This window comes from Micromonospora parva (assembly GCF_040649675.1).
GTDB lineage: Bacteria > Actinomycetota > Actinomycetes > Mycobacteriales > Micromonosporaceae > Micromonospora > Micromonospora parva.
This window is the reverse complement of record NZ_JBEZFX010000002.1, coordinates 197,134-212,338: the sequence shown is the minus strand read 5'-3', so window position 1 is coordinate 212,338 and position 15,205 is coordinate 197,134. Positions and strand designations below refer to the sequence as shown.

Genomic DNA, 15,205 nt, shown 5'->3' with positions numbered 1-15,205 from the left:
AGTCGTCAGTGATACAACTGTCGTCGTGCACGCCTTCGACGTGCTGGGCGATCCGGTCCGGCGCCGCATCCTGGAGCTGCTCGCCGACGGCGAGCAGCCCGCCGGCGCGGTCAGCGCGGTCATCCGCGAGGAGTTCGGCATCTCCCAGCCCGCCGTGTCCCAGCACCTCAAGGTGTTACGCGACAACGGCTTCGCCACGGTGCGGGCGCAGGGCACCCGGCGGCTCTACGCGGTCGACCCGCGCCCACTGCGCGAGGTCGACGGTTGGCTGGAGCACTTCCGCCGGTTCTGGACCCCACCCCTGGCAGCACTCGCCACCGAGCTGGCCCGAGGCCGACGCGAGCGTCGCCTTCGTGGGCCCGCCGACCCATCCGACGAGAGGAACACCTGATGTTCGACGCCACCGAGCAGATCAACGCCGTCCAACGCACCGTCGGCAGCCGCACCCTGGAAGCCGGCGAGGCGCGGGTCACCACCATCAGTCAGACCTACCAGGCGACGGCCGAGGACCTGTGGGACGCCTGCACCAGCGCCGAGCGCATCCCGCGCTGGTTCCTGCCGATCTCCGGCGACCTGCGGCTGGGCGGCACGTACCAGCTTGAGGGCAACGCGAACGGCACCGTCGAAAGCTGCGAGCCGCCGCACCGCTTCACCGCCACCTGGGAGATGGGCGGCGAGGTGAGCTGGATCGAGGTACGGATCACCCCGGTTGACGGGGATCGGGCCCGGCTCGACCTGGACCACATCGCGCACGTCGACCAGGACCGGTGGGCCCAGTTCGGCCCGGGCGCGGTCGGTGTCGGCTGGGACCTGGGGCTGCTCGGCCTCGCCTCGCACCTGGCTGGCGACGGCAGCGGAATCACCCCCGAGCAGGGCGCCGAGTGGACCGCCTCCGCCCAGGGGCGACGGGCCATGGAGCTGAGCAGCCAACTGTGGTGCGAGGCGAGCATCGCCGCCGGCACCGACGCCGACGAGGCGAAGGCCGCCGCCGAACGCACCACCGCCTTCTACACCGGCACCCCGGCCGCCTGAGCCCGGCGGCGCGGCGGTTGGGGCGGGGATCGGAGTAACGTGCTGCGGCATGACCGGCACGCCGTACTCGCACTGCTCCTTCTGCGGCGCCGCCTACCCGGCGGCCGCCGGCTGGCCACGGGTCTGCGCGGTCTGCGGCGAGACCGTCTGGCGCAACCCGCTGCCGGTGGCGGTCGCGGTGCTGCCGGTCCGCACGGCCGAGGGCCTGGGTGTGGTGGTGGTCCGCCGGGACATCGAGCCGGCCCGAGGCCTGCTCGCGCTGCCCGGCGGCTTCATCGAGTACGGCGAGGAGTGGTCCGACGCACTCGTCCGGGAGCTGCGGGAGGAGACCGGCCTGATCGCGGCGGCCGAGGACGCCCGCCTGTTCGCGGTGCACGGCGCGCCGGCGGGAGGCACCATGATGATCTTCGGAGTGCTGCCCGAACGGGCCGCCGAGGACCTGCCCCCGTCGGCACCGACCGACGAGGCCACCGAGTGGCTGGTGCTCACCGACCCCGTCGAGCTGGCGTTCTCCACCCACACTCGCGTCCTAGCCGAGTTCCTGACACCCACCTCCTGACGGCACCGACGGCACCGACCGCAGCGGGTGGCCTGACGACTCTGACCATGCCTTTGCCGCCACCAGGCAGCAGGGGACAAGGGTTTGGTCGATCCGCCAGGACCATGCGGGTGCCGCCGCGCCGCTAGGCTACGGCCTCGACGTCGTATGGCTGGTAAGGGGAGACGACATGTCGCAGGACCAAGCTGAGCAGCCGGTGGGAGGTTCGGCCGCCAAACTGGACACGACAGTGCCGCACTCGGCACGGGTGTGGAACTACTGGCTCGGCGGTAAGGACAACTTCGCCCCGGATCGCGAGGTCGGCCAACAGGTACAGTCGGTCTTCCCGGAAATCGTCGAGGCCGCACGGTATTCGCGCGCGTTTCTCGGACGAGCGGTGACCTATCTCGCCGCAGAGGCGGGGATCCGCCAGTTCCTCGACATCGGTACCGGCCTACCCACAGCCGATAACACCCACGAGGTCGCCCAACGGATCACGCCACAGGCGCGCGTCGTCTACGTTGACAACGACCCGATGGTTCTCGCGCACGCCCGGGTGTTGCTGACCAGCAGCCAGGAGGGCGCCACCCAGTATGTCGACGCCGATCTGCACGACGTGGACACGATCGTCCACGATGCCCGCGAGACACTGGACTTCGGTGAGCCGATCGCGCTGATGATGCTGGGCGTTATGGGTCACGTCGAGAAGCCGGCCGAGGCGCGGGCCATCGTCAACGCTTTGGTCTCGTCCCTACCGTCGGGGAGCTTTCTGGCGATGTCCGACGGTACGGCTACCAGCGAGCGGGCCATCGAGTCGCATCGGCAGTACAACGAAAGCGGTGCTCTGCCGTACCACCTGCGCGAGGTCGCGGACTTCACGGCGTTCTTCGACGGTCTCGACCTCGTCCGGCCTGGTGTCGTGCCGCTGGGGCACTGGCGGACCGACAGCAGGCCCGCGTCCGCGGTGGATGGCTACTGCGGGGTCGCCCGCGCGCGCTGACGCGGGGACTGCCCGGCCGTCGACCCCGGTCAGGTAACCGCTGGCCTACAGGTTGAACAGCTCGCGGTAGAGGCCACCGGCGGTCTAGGTAGTCGGCGCGTCGCGGTGCTCGTCCGGCGGCCCCTCGGCGATCGGCAGCAGGACCCGGAAGGTGGTTCGTCCCGGCTCGGTCTCCACCCGGATGTCGCCGTGGTGCTTGTGCACCACGATCCGGTACGAGATGTCCAGCCCCAGACCGGTGCCCGCCCCCACCGGCTTCGTGGTGAAGAACGGCTCGAAGATGCGCGGACGCACCTCCGGCGGGATGCCCGGCCCGGTGTCGGTGATCTCCACCGCCAGCAGCTCACCAACCCGTCCGGTGCGGACGGTCAGCACCCCCTTCTCCCCCATCGCGCCCAACGCGTTGTCGATCAAATTGGTCCACACCTGGTTCAGCTCGGCCGCGTACGCCGGAACCGGTGGGAGGCTGCGGTCGTACTCGCGGACCAGCTTGACCTCGGCGGGGATCTTGCCCTTGAACATCACCAACGTGGCGTCGAGCAGGTCGTGCACGTCCACCACCCGGTGCGGCGCGCGGTCCAGCTGGGAGTACTGCTTGGCGGCGCCCACCAGCCCGGAGATCCGGGTTACCGCGTCGCCGATCTCGCGCATCAGCAGCTCGGTGTCGACCGTGTAGGTGAGCCAGCGCACCGCCGCCTCCAGGTCCGCCGCCCCGACCGCGGCCTTCACCTGCGCCAACCACTGCGCGTCGAGCCCACCGCCGACCAGGATCGGCGCCAGGTCCCACGCCCCGTCGACCCCGTGCTCCTCCAACCAGTCGGTGAGGGCGTCCTCGGCGTCCGCGGTCGCCATCGGGGTCAACTTCGGCGCGGTGGCCACCCGGGCGACCGCCTCCTCCTGCAACGCGACCAGACCGTGCAGGGCACTGCCGTCGAGCCGCCCATCGGCGATCATGGCGAGCTTGTGCCGCATCCCGGCGACCCGGTCCCGCAGCACCGACGTGGCCCGCACCGCCGCCGCGGCCGGGTTGTTCAGCTCGTGGGTCAGCCCCGCCGACAGCGAGCCGAGGGCCAGCAGCCGCTCCCGCTCGCCGACGATGGCCTGACTGTCCCGCATCCCGAAGAACAGCCCCTCCAGCAGGTGCATGGGCATCGGGAACCAGGACCGCAGGGCCTCCGCGAAGTCCTCCGCCGGCAGCACGAAGAAGTCCGCGTCGGTCACCGCCCGCAGACTGTTGCGGTAGATCTGGTCGACCTGGTCGCCCAGGTACGCCTGGACGGCCCCGCCGTACACCCCGCGCTGTTCGGTCCGGCTGACCTCGACGTCGTCGCCGCGCACCTGACGACTCAACGCCACCGCGCCGCGCAGCAGCACGAAGAAGCAGGTGGCGGGTTCACCCTCGCCGTACACGAGGGTGCCGCCGGCGCGCTGCTCCACCCGGCCGCGCTCGGCCAGCCAGGCGAGCTGCCCGTCGTCGAGCGACTCGAACAGGAACAGGGTGCGCAACTGGGCCGGTGTCAGCCCGTCAGAGTCGGTGCTCACTGGATCTCCTTGGTTCGCGGCTGCGGGGCTCGCAACACCGGCTCACTCCTCGCGCTCACCGGGACTCCTTCGCTCGCGACGGGGCTCGCACGACCAACCACTCCTCGCGCTCATTGGGCTTCCAGGTAGCGGTGCACGAGCGACACCGCCATCGCGCCCTCGCCGACGGCCGAGGCGACCCGCTTGACCGACTCGGCCCGCACGTCGCCGGCGGCGAACACCCCCGGCACGCTGGTCTCCAGGTGGTACGGGTCGCGCGACAGCGACCAGCCGGGCGGTCGCCGGCCCCCGGCGAGCAGATCCGGGCCGGTCACGATGAACCCGCGCCCGTCGCGGACCAGCACCCCGTCCAGCCAGTCGGTGCGCGGCTCCGCGCCGATGAAGATGAACAGCCAGGAGGTGTCGACCGAGCGGGCCTCCCCGGTGCGGGTGTCGCAGAGGGTGAGCCGTTGCAGGTGGTCCTCCCCCGCCGCGCCGACCACGGCGGTGTGCGGATGCACAGTGATCTTGTCGATCCGTTCCAGCTGGTCGATCAGGTATCGCGACATCGAGGCGGTCAGGTCCGCACCCCGGATGAGCAGGTGCACCCTGGCCGCGTACCGGGAGAAGTGGACCGCCGCCTGACCGGCGGAGTTGGCCCCGCCGACGATGTAGACGTCCTGCTCGACGCAGCTCGGCGCCTCGGTGGCAGCGGCGCCGTAGAACACCCCCCGCCCGGTGAAGTCGGCCAGCCCCGGGGCGTCGAGCACCCGGTACGACACGCCGGTGGCCAACACCACTGTGTGCGCGGCGATCTCGGTGCCGTCGCCGAAGCGCAGCAGCCGGGCACCGCCGGCCTCGCTGAGACCGACCACCTCCCGGGCGCTGAGCAGCTCGGCACCGAACTTGACCGCCTGGCGCCGGGCCCGGTCGGTCAACTGCGCGCCGGACACGCCGTCCGGGAAACCCAGGTAGTTCTCGATCCGACTGCTCTGCCCGGCCTGACCGCCGGTCGCCCGTCGCTCCACGAGCACGGTACGCAGCCCCTCCGAGGCGCCGTACACCGCGGAGCCGAGCCCGGCGGGGCCACCGCCGATCACCACCAGGTCGTAGAAGTCACACGCCGGCACCACCGTCAACCCGGCCAGGGCGGCCAGCTCGGCCTCACTCGGGGCGACCAGCGCCTTGCCCTCGGGCGTCACCACCAGCGGCACGTCCGCCTCGGTGGCCCCGGCCGCGTCGAGCAACCGGACACCCTCCGGGTCGTCGGACAACAGCCACCGGTACGGCACCAGGTTGCGGGCCAGGAAGTCGCGGACCTTGAACGACGGCGCGGACCAGCGGTGCCCGACGACCCGGATCTCGGCGCTGGCCGCGTCCGGGGTGGCCGCCCACGCCTCCAACAGCCCGTCGACCACCGGGTACAGCTTCTCCTCCGGCGGGTGCCAGGGCTTGAGCAGGTAGTGGTCCAGGTCGACCACGTTGATGGCCTCGATCGCGGCGTCGGTGTCCGCGTACGCGGTGAGCAGCACCCGCCGGGCGGCCGGGAAGATGTCCATGGCCGCCTCGAGGAACTCGACGCCGGTCATCTCCGGCATCCGGTGGTCGGCCAGCAGCAGCGCCACCTGTTCGCCGCGCAGCTTGACCTCGCGCAGGGCGTCCAGCGCCTCCGGCCCCGAGGAGGCCCGCAGCACCCGATAGCGGTCGCCGTAGCGGCGCCGGATGTCGCGGGCCACCGCCCGGGACACCACGGGGTCGTCGTCGACGGTCAGGATCACCGGGTTCGCCATGGCGCCATGAAATCACCTGCACCCTGTCGACCGCACCACCGCCGGGGTCGGACCCATGGTTGATCGCGTTCGCGATGGGTAAGCCGGGGAGCCGCGTGGGTGCCCGGAGATCGACGACCCGCCCGGTTGCCGCGCACATCTCGGGGGGCCCATGGCGCACGCGACACCGACCCGACCGACGACGTCGGGCGCGATCGTGGAGCTGCGGGTGCACGGCGTCTCCGGCGCGGGAGCGGACCAGGTGTTGAACCGGCCCCACGTGCACCAGGTCGCCGGGGACCGCAGCGGAGGGTTCTTCCGACCGCGTCCCGGCTATCCGGACTCCACCGGAACCGACGGGGTGACGCTGGAGGCGTACCGCTGGAGTGACCTGCCGTCCGGCACGGCGGTGCGGACGTTGTCGCTGGTCTTCCTGCTGCCGTTCATGCTCTGCAACGTGGCGCTGTGGATGCGCCCGGCGGACACCGTCTCGACGCGCGGCTTCATGGCGCTGTGCCGGGTGCTCGCGCTCACCCTCACCGCGCTCTACGTGCTCTCCATCGTCGGGGTGGCGTTGGACCTGATCGCCTGGCGCTGCATGGACACCCCGTCGTGCCTGGCCGGCCGGAGCTGGCTGTCCTGGCTCGGCGGACGCCCGCCCGGGCTGCGCCTGGGCGTGCTGGCGCTCGTGCCGGTCGCCGCCATCGGGATCGTCTGGTGGTTGGGCGCCCGCCCGAGCCACTCGTTCGACGCGTTCCGGACGCCGACGACGCCGGCGTCGAAGCACCGGTTGAGCGCCGTCGGCCAGTGGGACGGTGAGCCGCTGGTGGGTCGGCTGCGCTCGGTGCACGTCGCTGCGGCGTTCGCGACGCTGAGCGGCAGCCTGCTGGCCGCGCGGGCCAGTCAGCACTCCTCGTGGGTGATGGTGATCCTGCTGGCGGCCACCGGGGCGGTGCTGTTGGCCTGCCTGGTCCTGGTCACCGTGGTGGCGAGCATCGACCGCACCGACCCGTCGCCCCGGGTGGACGGCGTCTGCCGCGGGCTGCGCACGATCGCCTGCGGCCTGACGATGCTGGTGATCGTGCACATCGTCATCAGTCCGGCGCCCTGGCCGCAGGGCGGTTCGCTGCCCGGTTACGACGCGATCGTGGCCTGGCTGTTCGTCAGCCAGACCGTGCTGGTGGTCGTGCTCGGCACGTTGGTGATCTGGCGTCGGGGCGACGGGCAGCACCGGTCGCCGCTGCGCGCGTTGGGAGCGCCGGTCTTCATGACGATCTCGGCCGGGCTGGCCGTGGCGTTCTCCGCCGAGCTGGTCTACCGGGTGGCGGACCTGCTCGATCGCAACGGGACGACCGCCGACGGCCTGGAGACCAGCCCTCCGCTGGCGTACAAGTGGGCGATCTTCGGGTTTTTCCTGGCCGTGGTGACGGCTCTGCTGGTGGCCGGTCTGGTCACCAGGATGACCCGGCGTGAGCGGATGCGGGCCGCGCGGGCGATCGTGGCCGCCGACTTCCCGCACGCGCCGCCGCAGGCGGCGGACCGGCTGCGACGGGTCGAGCAGGCGGTCGCCCGGGCACGTTTCACCGAGAACCTGGAACCGCTCTCCGTGGTGTACGCCTGCCTGGCGGCGCTCGGCCTGGCCACCAGCGTGCTCGGCCTGCTCCAGCTCCGACCGGGCAAGGTGGCGCAGCGCTACGTGGGAGTGCCGGAGGGCATGGTCAACTTCCTGATCGGGTCGGGTAGCTACGTCATCGCCGCGATCCTGCTCGGTCTCGTGGTGGGCGGCATCTTCGCGTACCGGACGGCGCAGTTTCGCCGGTACGTGGGCGTGCTGTGGGATCTGGGCACCTTCTGGCCCCGGGCGGCGCACCCGTTCGCGCCGCCCTGTTACGCCGAGCGGGCCGTGCCGGAGTTGGCGAAACGGATCACCTACCTGGTGGAGCAGGGGCACTGTGTGCTGCTGGCCGGGCACAGCCACGGCTCGGTGCTGCTCGCCGCCACGGTGCTGCAACTGCCCACCCGGATCACCGACCGGGTCGCCCTGCTGACCTACGGGTCGCCACTGGGCCGGCTGTACTCCCGGCTGTTCCCGGCGTACGCCGACGAGCCGGCGCTGTGCGAGATCGGCGAACGGGTCGGCTGGCGCTGGATCAACCTGTGGCGCGACACCGACCCGATCGGCGGCTGGATCTTCGCCGCCCACCGTCCCGGAAAGGCCGAGACGCTGACCGGGCCGGCGGCGACGGTGGATCGGCGGTTGACCGACCCGCAGGACGTGGTGCCACCGCCCAGCGACAGTGTTCCCCCGCCGATCCTGGGGCACTGGCCGTGTGAGTCGCAGGAGGCGTTCGCCGAGGCGGTACGGGAGCTGACCCGGCGGTTGCGCCGCGAACACCGGACGACCGGCTGACCCGGCGACCGGATATCGTCGCGGGGTGAGCCCGTCCACACCGCCCGCACGCCGGTTGATCGCCTCCAACAAGAAGGCCCGGCACGAGTACACGGTGCTGCGCACGTACGAGGCGGGCATCGTGCTGGTCGGCACCGAGGTGAAGTCGCTGCGCGAGGGGCGGGCCTCGCTGGTGGACGCGTTCGCCCACGAGCGCGACGGCGAGATCGTGCTGTACGGCCTGCACATCGCCGAGTACGCCTACGGGACGTGGACCAACCATGCCCCGCGCCGCAACCGCAAGCTGTTGCTGCACCGGGCCGAGATCGACCGGATCCTGGACAAGGTCCGCGAGGGCGGGGTGACCATGGTCCCGCTGTCGATGTACTTCGAGAACGGTTTCGCCAAGGTCGAGTTGGCCCTGGCCAAGGGTAAGCGCTCCTACGACAAGCGGCAGACCCTCGCTGAGCGCGACGCCAACCGGGAGATCGCCCGCGAGCTGGGCCGGCACCTCAAGGGCCACCCCCGCCGTCCCTGATCTCGGATCGTCAGTCCCGGGCACTGCCCCTCTCACCGGTCGCGCGCGTCTTCCGCGCGGGTCGCGGCGCGGCGCGCCCGGACATCGTTGACGTCGCTCGACGAACGTGGTCTGCTCAGCTGACGCCGTTAATGAAAACGGTAATCGTTAGCTGATGCGGAGGAGAATCATGTCGCTCACCGTCCCACCCGCCCTGCTCGACGCCGCCGAACGCGGCCCCGTCGACGACGAGGCGTTCATCGCCTGCGTCCGCGACTCACTGCCCTACGCGTGGGCCACCGTCAGCCGGGTCGTCGCCGAGCTGGAGGCCGGCGACGACGACCTGGCCGACAACGTCGTCCCGCCACCCACCGACGCCGACCGGGGGCAGCTGCTGCGGGCGCTGGCCAGCGACGCGATCCGCGCCGGCCTGGAACGGCACTTCGGCGTACGCCTGGCGTTCCAGAACTGCCACCGCGTCGCCGCCTTCCGCCCGTCCGCCGTCGACGGGGAGCGCTACCGCCGCTTCGTGTCGACCCGTGGCCAACTGCTCAACCAGTCGCCGCAGCTGCGCAACTGCTGAGGGCGCCGGGTGGACCCGCCGGAGTCGCCGGCGGGTCCACCCGGGCGCTAACGGCCGATCGTGTCCAGCTCGGCGAGGTCGTCATTGGAGAGGGAGAGCGCCGCGCCCGCGATGTTCTCGCGCAGGTGCGCCGCGGACGAGGTGCCCGGGATCAGCAGGATGTTCGGCGACCGTCGCAGCAGCCAGGCCAGCGCCACCGACATCGGCGCCGCTTCCAGCCGGGCGGCCACCGTCGACAGCACCGACGACTGCAGGGGGCTGAAGCCGCCGAGAGGGAAGAACGGCACGTAGGCGACGCCCTGCCCGGCGAGCGCGTCGATCAGCTCGTCGTCGCGGCGGTGCGCGAGGTTGTACATGTTCTGCACGCACACGATCGGTGCGATCGCCTGCGCCTCGGCCACCTGCTCCGGCGTCGCGTTGCTCACCCCGAGGTGCCGGATCAGGCCCTGCCGTTGCAGGTCGGCGAGGGTCTCGAACGCCTCGGCGAGAGAGCCGGGCAGCGGGCCCGCGGCGTCGCCCAGCCGGAGGTTGACGAGGTCGAGCACGTCGAGACCGAGGGTCTCCAGGTTCTCGTGCACGGACCGGCGCAGGCTCTGCGGGTCACGGGCCGGTGGCCAGCCGCCCTGCGGGTCACGGTTTGCACCGACCTTGGTCACGATGTGCAGCGAATCGGGGTACGGGTGCAGCGCCTCCCGGATCAGCTGGTTGGTGACGGTCGGACCGTAGGCCGCCGAGGTGTCGATGTGGGTGATGCCGAGCTCGACTGCCGTACGCAGGACGGCGAGTGCGCCGTCGCGGTCGGCCGGCGGTCCCATCACTCCGGGGCCGGCCAGTTGCATGGCGCCGTAGCCGAACCGGGTGACCGTCAGGCCTCCCAACGTCCAGGTGCCGCCGGGAAGGGAGGTGGTGAGCATGTTCGTACCTCTGGCTCTCGTGTCGCGCCGAGCGGTGCCGACGCATCGTCTACCTGCTCCACCCTCGGGGTGTAGCTTCACTTTCGGAAGTAGGCACCTGAAGGTGCGTAACGCCCCGGCGGCTGAGGAGCGGCTCGATGACAACGACCACGGCGGCGCAGAAGAGGGCTCAGGCCAAGGTGGAATATGACGCCTTCCTGGCGCAGTGTCCGAGTCGAAAGCTGCTCGACCGCATCGCTGACAAGTGGGTCACCCTGGTGCTGGCGGCGCTGAACAGCGACGGCTCGCACCGCTTCGGCCTCGACTGCGCGGGCGAGCCCCGCCCGATGCGCTACTCGGAGCTGTCGCGCATGCTGGCCGGGGTCAGTCAGAAGATGCTCACCCAGACACTGCGCTCCCTGGAACGCGACGGTCTGATCACCCGCACCGTGGTGCCGACAGTGCCCGTCACCGTCACCTACGAGCTGACCGACCTCGGCATCTCCCTGCACCACCTGATGCGTGGCGTGAAGGGTTGGGCCGAAGCGCACATGGACGACGTGCTCGCCAACCGCGCGACGTACGACAACCGCGACGCCTGAGCCGCGCGCCCCCCGAGGCAAACCCGGGCCGCGCGGGAGACACGCAGCCACGGCCGCAAAAACCCCAAGAGGTACGCAGACACGGCTCGTTTCGGTCTTTCGCACTCGCAGATGCGGCAGCTATGGTGAGCCGGTGACGATGTTCCGGATCGGTGAGGCGGCCGACCTGCTCGGCGTCAGCAGCGACACGATCCGCCGCTGGGTCGATGCCGGGCGGCTGACGGCCGGGCGCGACGAGCACGGCCACCGGGTGATCGACGGCGTCGGCCTGGCGGCGTTCGCCCGCGCCCAGGCCGCCGACCCGGACGCGGGCGCCGAGTTCTCCTCGGCCCGCAACCGGCTGCGCGGCATCGTCGTCGACGTCCGCAAGGACACGGTGATGGCCCAGGTCGACATCCAGGCTGGCCCGTTCCGGGTCGTGTCGCTGATGAGCCGGGAGGCGGTCGACGAGCTCGATCTGCGGGTCGGGTCGGTGGCCGTCGCGGTGATCAAGTCGACAACGGTGGTGGTGGAACGGGCCGCACCAGCGTTGAGCAGGGGAAGGCCGGGCGGATGAGCGCGCGGACGACGCGTACGGCGATGGCCGTGGTCATGGCGCTGGCGGTCACCGGCTGCGGCTCGGGCGACGACCGGGCCTCCGGCGCTGCCGCGGACGGCCGGGGCACCGGGGCGGTGACGGTGTTCGCGGCCGCCTCGCTGACCGAGTCGTTCCGCCGGATCGGCAGGGAGTTCGAGGCCGCCAATCCCGGCAGCGCCGTGACCCTCAACGTCGCGGGCAGCTCCGCCCTGGCCAACCAGATCAACCAGGGCGCGCCGGCGGACGTGTTCGCCTCCGCCGCCCCGGCGAACATGGCCACGGTCACCGAGGCGGGCAACGTCGACGGCACACCGACCGTTTTCGCCCGCAACCAGTTGGTCATCGCGGTGCCCCGGGACAACCCGAAAGGCGTGACCGGGCTGGCCGACCTGAGCCGGCCCGGCGTGAAGGTGGCGCTCTGCGCCAACCAGGTGCCCTGTGGCGCGGCGGCCCGCACCGCCCTGGACGCGGCCGGTGTCGCGCTGACACCTGTCACCCTGGAGCAGGACGTCAAGGGCGCGCTCGCCAAGGTGAAGCTCGGCGAGGTCGACGCCGCCCTGGTCTACCGCAGCGACGCGCGAGCGGCGAGCGCCGACGTGACCGGTGTGGAGTTCCCCGAGTCGGCGCGGGCTGTCAACGACTACCCGATCGTCGCGCTGAAGGACGCGCCCAATCCGGCCGGCGCTCGGGCTTTCGTCGCGTACGTCCGCTCGGCGCCGGCGCAGGCGGTCCTCGCCGAGGCCGGGTTCCAGGCTCCGTGAGGCAGGTCCGCGACGACATCGCAGGCGAGCGTGACGAGGCGGCACGCGAGCGCCGGGCCACACCGCGACGGCGGGGGCGGGTGCCGGCGGCGCTGCTGATCCCCGCCGGGCTGGGGCTGCTCTTCCTCGTCCTGCCGCTGGTCGGGCTGGTGATCCGGGCGCCGTGGACCACACTGCCGCAGCGGCTCACCGAGCCGGGCGCGTTGACCGCGCTGCGGCTGTCGGTGCAGACCGCGACGCTGGCCACCGCGCTCTGCCTGCTGCTCGGGGTGCCGCTCGCCTGGCTGCTGGCCCGGGTCGAGTTCCCCGGCCGCCGGCTGGTGCGGGCGCTGGTCACCGTGCCGCTGGTGCTGCCGCCGGTGGTCGGTGGGGTGGCGCTGCTGCTGGTCTTCGGCCGGCGCGGGCTGCTCGGCGGTTGGCTCGACACCACGTTCGGCATCACCCTGCCGTTCACCACCACTGGTGTCGTGCTGGCCGAGGCGTTCGTGGCCATGCCGTTCCTCGTGATCGCCGTGGAGGGTGCGCTGCGCGCCGCCGACCACCGCTACGAGGAGGCCGCCGCGACGTTGGGGGCCAGCCGGTGGACCGCCTTCACCCACGTCACGCTGCCGTTGGTGGCGCCCGGGCTGGCCGCCGGGGCGGTGCTCTGCTGGGCGCGGGCGCTCGGCGAGTTCGGGGCCACCATCACCTTCGCCGGCAACTATCCCGGCCGCACCCAGACCATGCCGCTCGCCGTCTACCTGGCGTTGGAGACCGACCTGGAGTCCGCGATCGTGCTCAGCCTGGTGCTGCTCGTCGTGTCGGTGGGCATCCTGGTCGCGTTGCGCGACCGCTGGATGAGCACCGCATGAGCGATGCCCTGCTGGACGCCCGGGTCGTCGTCGACCGGGGTGTCTTCCGACTCGACGTGCCGCTGCGGGTCGCACCCGGCGAGGTGGTCGCGTTGCTCGGCCCGAACGGGGCCGGCAAGACGACCGCGCTGCGTGCGCTGGCCGGGCTGCATCCGCTCACCGCCGGTCACATCACCCTCGACGGCGTCGACCTGGACCGCCCGGCCACCGGGGGCTGGGTGCCCACCGAGCGCCGGCCGATCGGCGTGGTCTTCCAGGACTACCTGCTCTTTCCGCACCTGAGCGCTGTGGACAACGTGGCCTTCGGGCCGCGCCGGCACGGTGTCGAGCGGCGGGCCGCCCGCGCCACGGCCCGGGAGTGGCTGACCCGGGTGGGGCTCGACGCGCAGGCACGGCACCGGCCCCGGCAGCTCTCCGGAGGCCAGGCGCAGCGGGTGGCGCTGGCCCGCGCGCTCGCCGTGGCACCGTCGCTGCTGTTGCTGGACGAGCCGCTGGCCGCGCTGGACGCCCGCACCCGGTTGGACACCCGCGCGGAGCTGCACCGGCACCTGTCGGCGCACGCGGGCGCGACGGTGCTGGTCACCCACGACCCGCTGGACGCGCTGGCGCTGGCCGACCGACTGGTCATCGTCGAGGGTGGCCGGGTCGTGCAGGAGGGCGACGGGCCGAGCGTGACCGCCCGGCCGCGCACCGACTACGTCGCCCGGCTGGTCGGGCTGAACCTGTACCGGGGCCGCGCCGACGGGCACGGGGTGCGGGTTTCACCGGAGCTGACCCTCACTGTCGCCGACCGGTTGGACGGCGAGGCGTTCGTGGCGTTCCGGCCGGCCGCGGTGGCGCTGCACCCGGCCCGGCCGGAGGGCAGCGCGCGCAACACCTGGGCGGGGACGGTGGTCGGCGTGCAACGCCACGGTGACAACGTACGGGTGCAACTGGACGGGCCGATCGGGGTGGCCGCCGACGTCACCCCGGCCGCCGCCGCCCACCTGCGGCTGATCCCGGGCCAGCGGGTGTGGGCGGCGGTCAAGGCGACCGAGACGCACGCTTACCCGGCCACCGGCTGACCGGGGCGCGCGGCTCGCACCGGCGCGGACGTTGCCCACCCGTGCGGGAGCGCGTCAGCCGGCTGTCGCGCGGGTGGGCGTCAGCCGGCGAGCAGGTCGTGGTGTGCGGCGCGCAGCCGGGCCAGCGCCGGATCGCTGCCCGGGACGATCCGGCGATCCAGCTCGGACCACACCTCGGCCAGCGCCGCGCGGACCGCGCTCAGCTCGGCGGCGTGCCGCTGGCTGCTGCGTCGGTGCTGCTCGTCGAGGCGCCGAGCCCATCCGGCGGTGACCGTGGCGAGACGGTCGGCGTCGGCGCGGGCCTGCGCGCCGCTGCGGGCGGCCACGGCGGGGACGATCGCGGCGACCGGGCGGGGGTCGCCGTCGCGGGTGACGACGGTGACCGCGTCGGTCAGCTCGGCCAGCGCGACGAGCTGGCTGAACCGGGTGCGCGCCTCACGCAGCGGCACGGAACGCGGCGGGTCGGGACGAGGGGTGAGCGCGGGGACGGCCATGGATGCATGGTGTCGCCCGGGTACGACAGAAATGCGTCGTCAGTAGACAGTGGCCGGCGTCCCGCTCGATCCGGCCAACCACTCGTCGGCCAGCACGGACCAGACTTCGAGGTCGATCCGGCCGTTCGGGCCGGGGGCGACCTGGCGGAGCGTGCCGTCCAGGCGCAGGCCGAGCCGACCGGCGAGGGCCTTGCTGCGGGTGTTGTCGGCGTTGGTGCGCCACTCCACCCGCTGGATGCCGCGCTCGCGCACCGCCCAGTCGACGATCCGGCGGACCGCCGGTGCGACCATGCCCTTTCCCTCGGCTGCCGGCTCCACCCAGCAGCCGACCTCGCAGACACCTCGGGTCACGTCGAACGACACGAGCAGGACCCCGCCGACCAGGGTGCCGCGCCACCACAGCCCCCAGATGCCGCCGCTGTCGCTGGCCCAGCGGTCGGCGTAGCGCTGCAGGACCGCGCGGGCCGACGCAAGGTCGGTGGCCACGAAGGTCGGCGACACCCACGGTTGGATGTGCTCCCGGGCCCGGTCGAGGTTGGCGAGGAACTCCTCGGCCCGCCACGGCTCCAGCGGGCGCAGCTCGACGTCCTCGGTCAGCGGCACTGCGAACACCG

General features: G+C 72.4%; 17 protein-coding genes. 12 read left to right on the top strand and 5 right to left on the bottom strand.

What is annotated here, in order from left to right; all coding sequences use genetic code 11:
* Positions 1 to 25 precede the first annotated feature (25 nt).
* The 4 genes from AB0C03_RS06190 (at position 26) to AB0C03_RS06175 (ending at position 2,570) form a co-directional block, all read left to right on the top strand.
* Positions 26 to 391 (top strand): ArsR/SmtB family transcription factor, encoded by a 366-nt coding sequence (locus tag AB0C03_RS06190; protein WP_030327423.1) that lies wholly within the window; start codon positions 26 to 28, stop codon positions 389 to 391.
* Positions 391 to 1,032, top strand: a complete 642-nt coding sequence (locus AB0C03_RS06185; RefSeq protein WP_210866772.1) for an SRPBCC family protein — start codon at positions 391 to 393, stop codon at positions 1,030 to 1,032. The genes AB0C03_RS06190 and AB0C03_RS06185 overlap by 1 nt, the downstream gene beginning before the upstream one ends.
* Positions 1,033 to 1,081: 49 nt before the next feature.
* Entirely contained in the window at positions 1,082 to 1,591 is a 510-nt protein-coding gene (locus tag AB0C03_RS06180; protein WP_357634860.1) for an NUDIX domain-containing protein, read from the top strand.
* A gap of 169 nt (positions 1,592 to 1,760) precedes the next feature.
* A complete protein-coding gene (locus tag AB0C03_RS06175) occupies positions 1,761 to 2,570 on the top strand; it encodes an SAM-dependent methyltransferase (protein ID WP_210858465.1) in 810 nt (269 codons plus the stop codon).
* A gap of 84 nt (positions 2,571 to 2,654) precedes the next feature.
* Here the strand turns inward: AB0C03_RS06175 and AB0C03_RS06170 are convergent, their stop codons facing one another.
* Together AB0C03_RS06170 and AB0C03_RS06165 are read right to left on the bottom strand one after the other, a co-directional pair.
* Positions 2,655 to 4,112, bottom strand: coding sequence for an ATP-binding protein (locus AB0C03_RS06170; RefSeq protein WP_357634856.1), 1,458 nt, complete (start codon positions 4,110 to 4,112; stop codon positions 2,655 to 2,657).
* 110 nt (positions 4,113 to 4,222) lie between these two features.
* A complete protein-coding gene (locus AB0C03_RS06165; protein ID WP_030327416.1) occupies positions 4,223 to 5,881 on the bottom strand; it encodes an NAD(P)/FAD-dependent oxidoreductase in 1,659 nt (552 codons plus the stop codon).
* Between the two features lie 151 nt (positions 5,882 to 6,032).
* Between AB0C03_RS06165 and AB0C03_RS06160 the strand changes: the two genes are divergently transcribed.
* The 3 genes from AB0C03_RS06160 (at position 6,033) to AB0C03_RS06150 (ending at position 9,349) form a co-directional block, all read left to right on the top strand.
* Complete coding sequence (locus AB0C03_RS06160) at positions 6,033 to 8,270, top strand: hypothetical protein (protein ID WP_357634852.1); 2,238 nt, start codon at positions 6,033 to 6,035, stop codon at positions 8,268 to 8,270.
* Between the two features lie 25 nt (positions 8,271 to 8,295).
* Entirely contained in the window at positions 8,296 to 8,787 is a 492-nt protein-coding gene (gene smpB, locus AB0C03_RS06155; RefSeq protein ID WP_030327414.1) for an SsrA-binding protein SmpB, read from the top strand.
* Between the two features lie 169 nt (positions 8,788 to 8,956).
* Positions 8,957 to 9,349: an SCO5389 family protein gene (locus tag AB0C03_RS06150; RefSeq protein WP_030327413.1), complete on the top strand. Its 393-nt coding sequence runs from the start codon at positions 8,957 to 8,959 to the stop codon at positions 9,347 to 9,349.
* 47 nt (positions 9,350 to 9,396) lie between these two features.
* On the opposite strand, the gene AB0C03_RS06145 is transcribed toward AB0C03_RS06150, so the two are convergent.
* Complete coding sequence (locus AB0C03_RS06145) at positions 9,397 to 10,263, bottom strand: aldo/keto reductase family oxidoreductase (RefSeq protein ID WP_030327411.1); 867 nt, start codon at positions 10,261 to 10,263, stop codon at positions 9,397 to 9,399.
* 137 nt (positions 10,264 to 10,400) lie between these two features.
* On the opposite strand from AB0C03_RS06145, the gene AB0C03_RS06140 reads away from it, so the two are divergent.
* The 5 genes from AB0C03_RS06140 to AB0C03_RS06120 all read left to right on the top strand — a co-directional run bounded on the left by AB0C03_RS06140 (position 10,401) and on the right by AB0C03_RS06120 (position 14,097).
* The gene (locus AB0C03_RS06140) at positions 10,401 to 10,844 is read left to right on the top strand and encodes a winged helix-turn-helix transcriptional regulator (RefSeq protein WP_210866778.1); all 444 of its coding nucleotides are present in this window, start codon (positions 10,401 to 10,403) and stop codon (positions 10,842 to 10,844) included.
* A gap of 133 nt (positions 10,845 to 10,977) precedes the next feature.
* A complete protein-coding gene (locus tag AB0C03_RS06135) occupies positions 10,978 to 11,400 on the top strand; it encodes a TOBE domain-containing protein (RefSeq protein ID WP_357634846.1) in 423 nt (140 codons plus the stop codon).
* On the top strand, positions 11,397 to 12,182 hold the full coding sequence (gene modA, locus AB0C03_RS06130) for a molybdate ABC transporter substrate-binding protein (protein WP_357634843.1): 786 nt from the start codon (positions 11,397 to 11,399) through the stop codon (positions 12,180 to 12,182). Before AB0C03_RS06135 ends, modA begins: the two co-directional genes overlap by 4 nt.
* Before the next feature lie 17 nt (positions 12,183 to 12,199).
* On the top strand, positions 12,200 to 13,033 hold the full coding sequence (gene modB / locus AB0C03_RS06125; RefSeq protein WP_357635505.1) for a molybdate ABC transporter permease subunit: 834 nt from the start codon (positions 12,200 to 12,202) through the stop codon (positions 13,031 to 13,033).
* On the top strand, positions 13,030 to 14,097 hold the full coding sequence (locus AB0C03_RS06120) for an ABC transporter ATP-binding protein (protein WP_357634840.1): 1,068 nt from the start codon (positions 13,030 to 13,032) through the stop codon (positions 14,095 to 14,097). The genes modB and AB0C03_RS06120 overlap by 4 nt, the downstream gene beginning before the upstream one ends.
* Positions 14,098 to 14,177: 80 nt before the next feature.
* Here the strand turns inward: AB0C03_RS06120 and AB0C03_RS06115 are convergent, their stop codons facing one another.
* Both AB0C03_RS06115 and AB0C03_RS06110 read right to left on the bottom strand, forming a co-directional pair.
* The gene (locus AB0C03_RS06115) at positions 14,178 to 14,591 is read right to left on the bottom strand and encodes a hypothetical protein (protein ID WP_030327403.1); all 414 of its coding nucleotides are present in this window, start codon (positions 14,589 to 14,591) and stop codon (positions 14,178 to 14,180) included.
* A gap of 39 nt (positions 14,592 to 14,630) precedes the next feature.
* The gene (locus AB0C03_RS06110) at positions 14,631 to 15,203 is read right to left on the bottom strand and encodes a GNAT family N-acetyltransferase (protein ID WP_357634837.1); all 573 of its coding nucleotides are present in this window, start codon (positions 15,201 to 15,203) and stop codon (positions 14,631 to 14,633) included.
* Positions 15,204 to 15,205 lie beyond the last annotated feature (2 nt).

Excerpts from the sequence above, each read along its gene's own strand:
- AB0C03_RS06140 (WP_210866778.1), top strand. The coding sequence starts at position 10,401 with ATGACAACGACCACGGCGGCGCAGAAGAGGGCTCAGGCCAAGGTGGAA.
- AB0C03_RS06150 (WP_030327413.1), top strand. The coding sequence starts at position 8,957 with ATGTCGCTCACCGTCCCACCCGCCCTGCTCGACGCCGCCGAACGCGGC.
- AB0C03_RS06165 (WP_030327416.1), bottom strand. The coding sequence starts at position 5,881 with ATGGCGAACCCGGTGATCCTGACCGTCGACGACGACCCCGTGGTGTCC.
- AB0C03_RS06185 (WP_210866772.1), top strand. The coding sequence starts at position 391 with ATGTTCGACGCCACCGAGCAGATCAACGCCGTCCAACGCACCGTCGGC.
- AB0C03_RS06180 (WP_357634860.1), top strand. The coding sequence starts at position 1,082 with ATGACCGGCACGCCGTACTCGCACTGCTCCTTCTGCGGCGCCGCCTAC.
- AB0C03_RS06120 (WP_357634840.1), top strand. The coding sequence starts at position 13,030 with ATGAGCGATGCCCTGCTGGACGCCCGGGTCGTCGTCGACCGGGGTGTC.
- AB0C03_RS06175 (WP_210858465.1), top strand. The coding sequence starts at position 1,761 with ATGTCGCAGGACCAAGCTGAGCAGCCGGTGGGAGGTTCGGCCGCCAAA.
- AB0C03_RS06145 (WP_030327411.1), bottom strand. The coding sequence starts at position 10,263 with ATGCTCACCACCTCCCTTCCCGGCGGCACCTGGACGTTGGGAGGCCTG.
- modA (WP_357634843.1), top strand. The coding sequence starts at position 11,397 with ATGAGCGCGCGGACGACGCGTACGGCGATGGCCGTGGTCATGGCGCTG.
- AB0C03_RS06115 (WP_030327403.1), bottom strand. The coding sequence starts at position 14,591 with ATGGCCGTCCCCGCGCTCACCCCTCGTCCCGACCCGCCGCGTTCCGTG.
- AB0C03_RS06160 (WP_357634852.1), top strand. The coding sequence starts at position 6,033 with ATGGCGCACGCGACACCGACCCGACCGACGACGTCGGGCGCGATCGTG.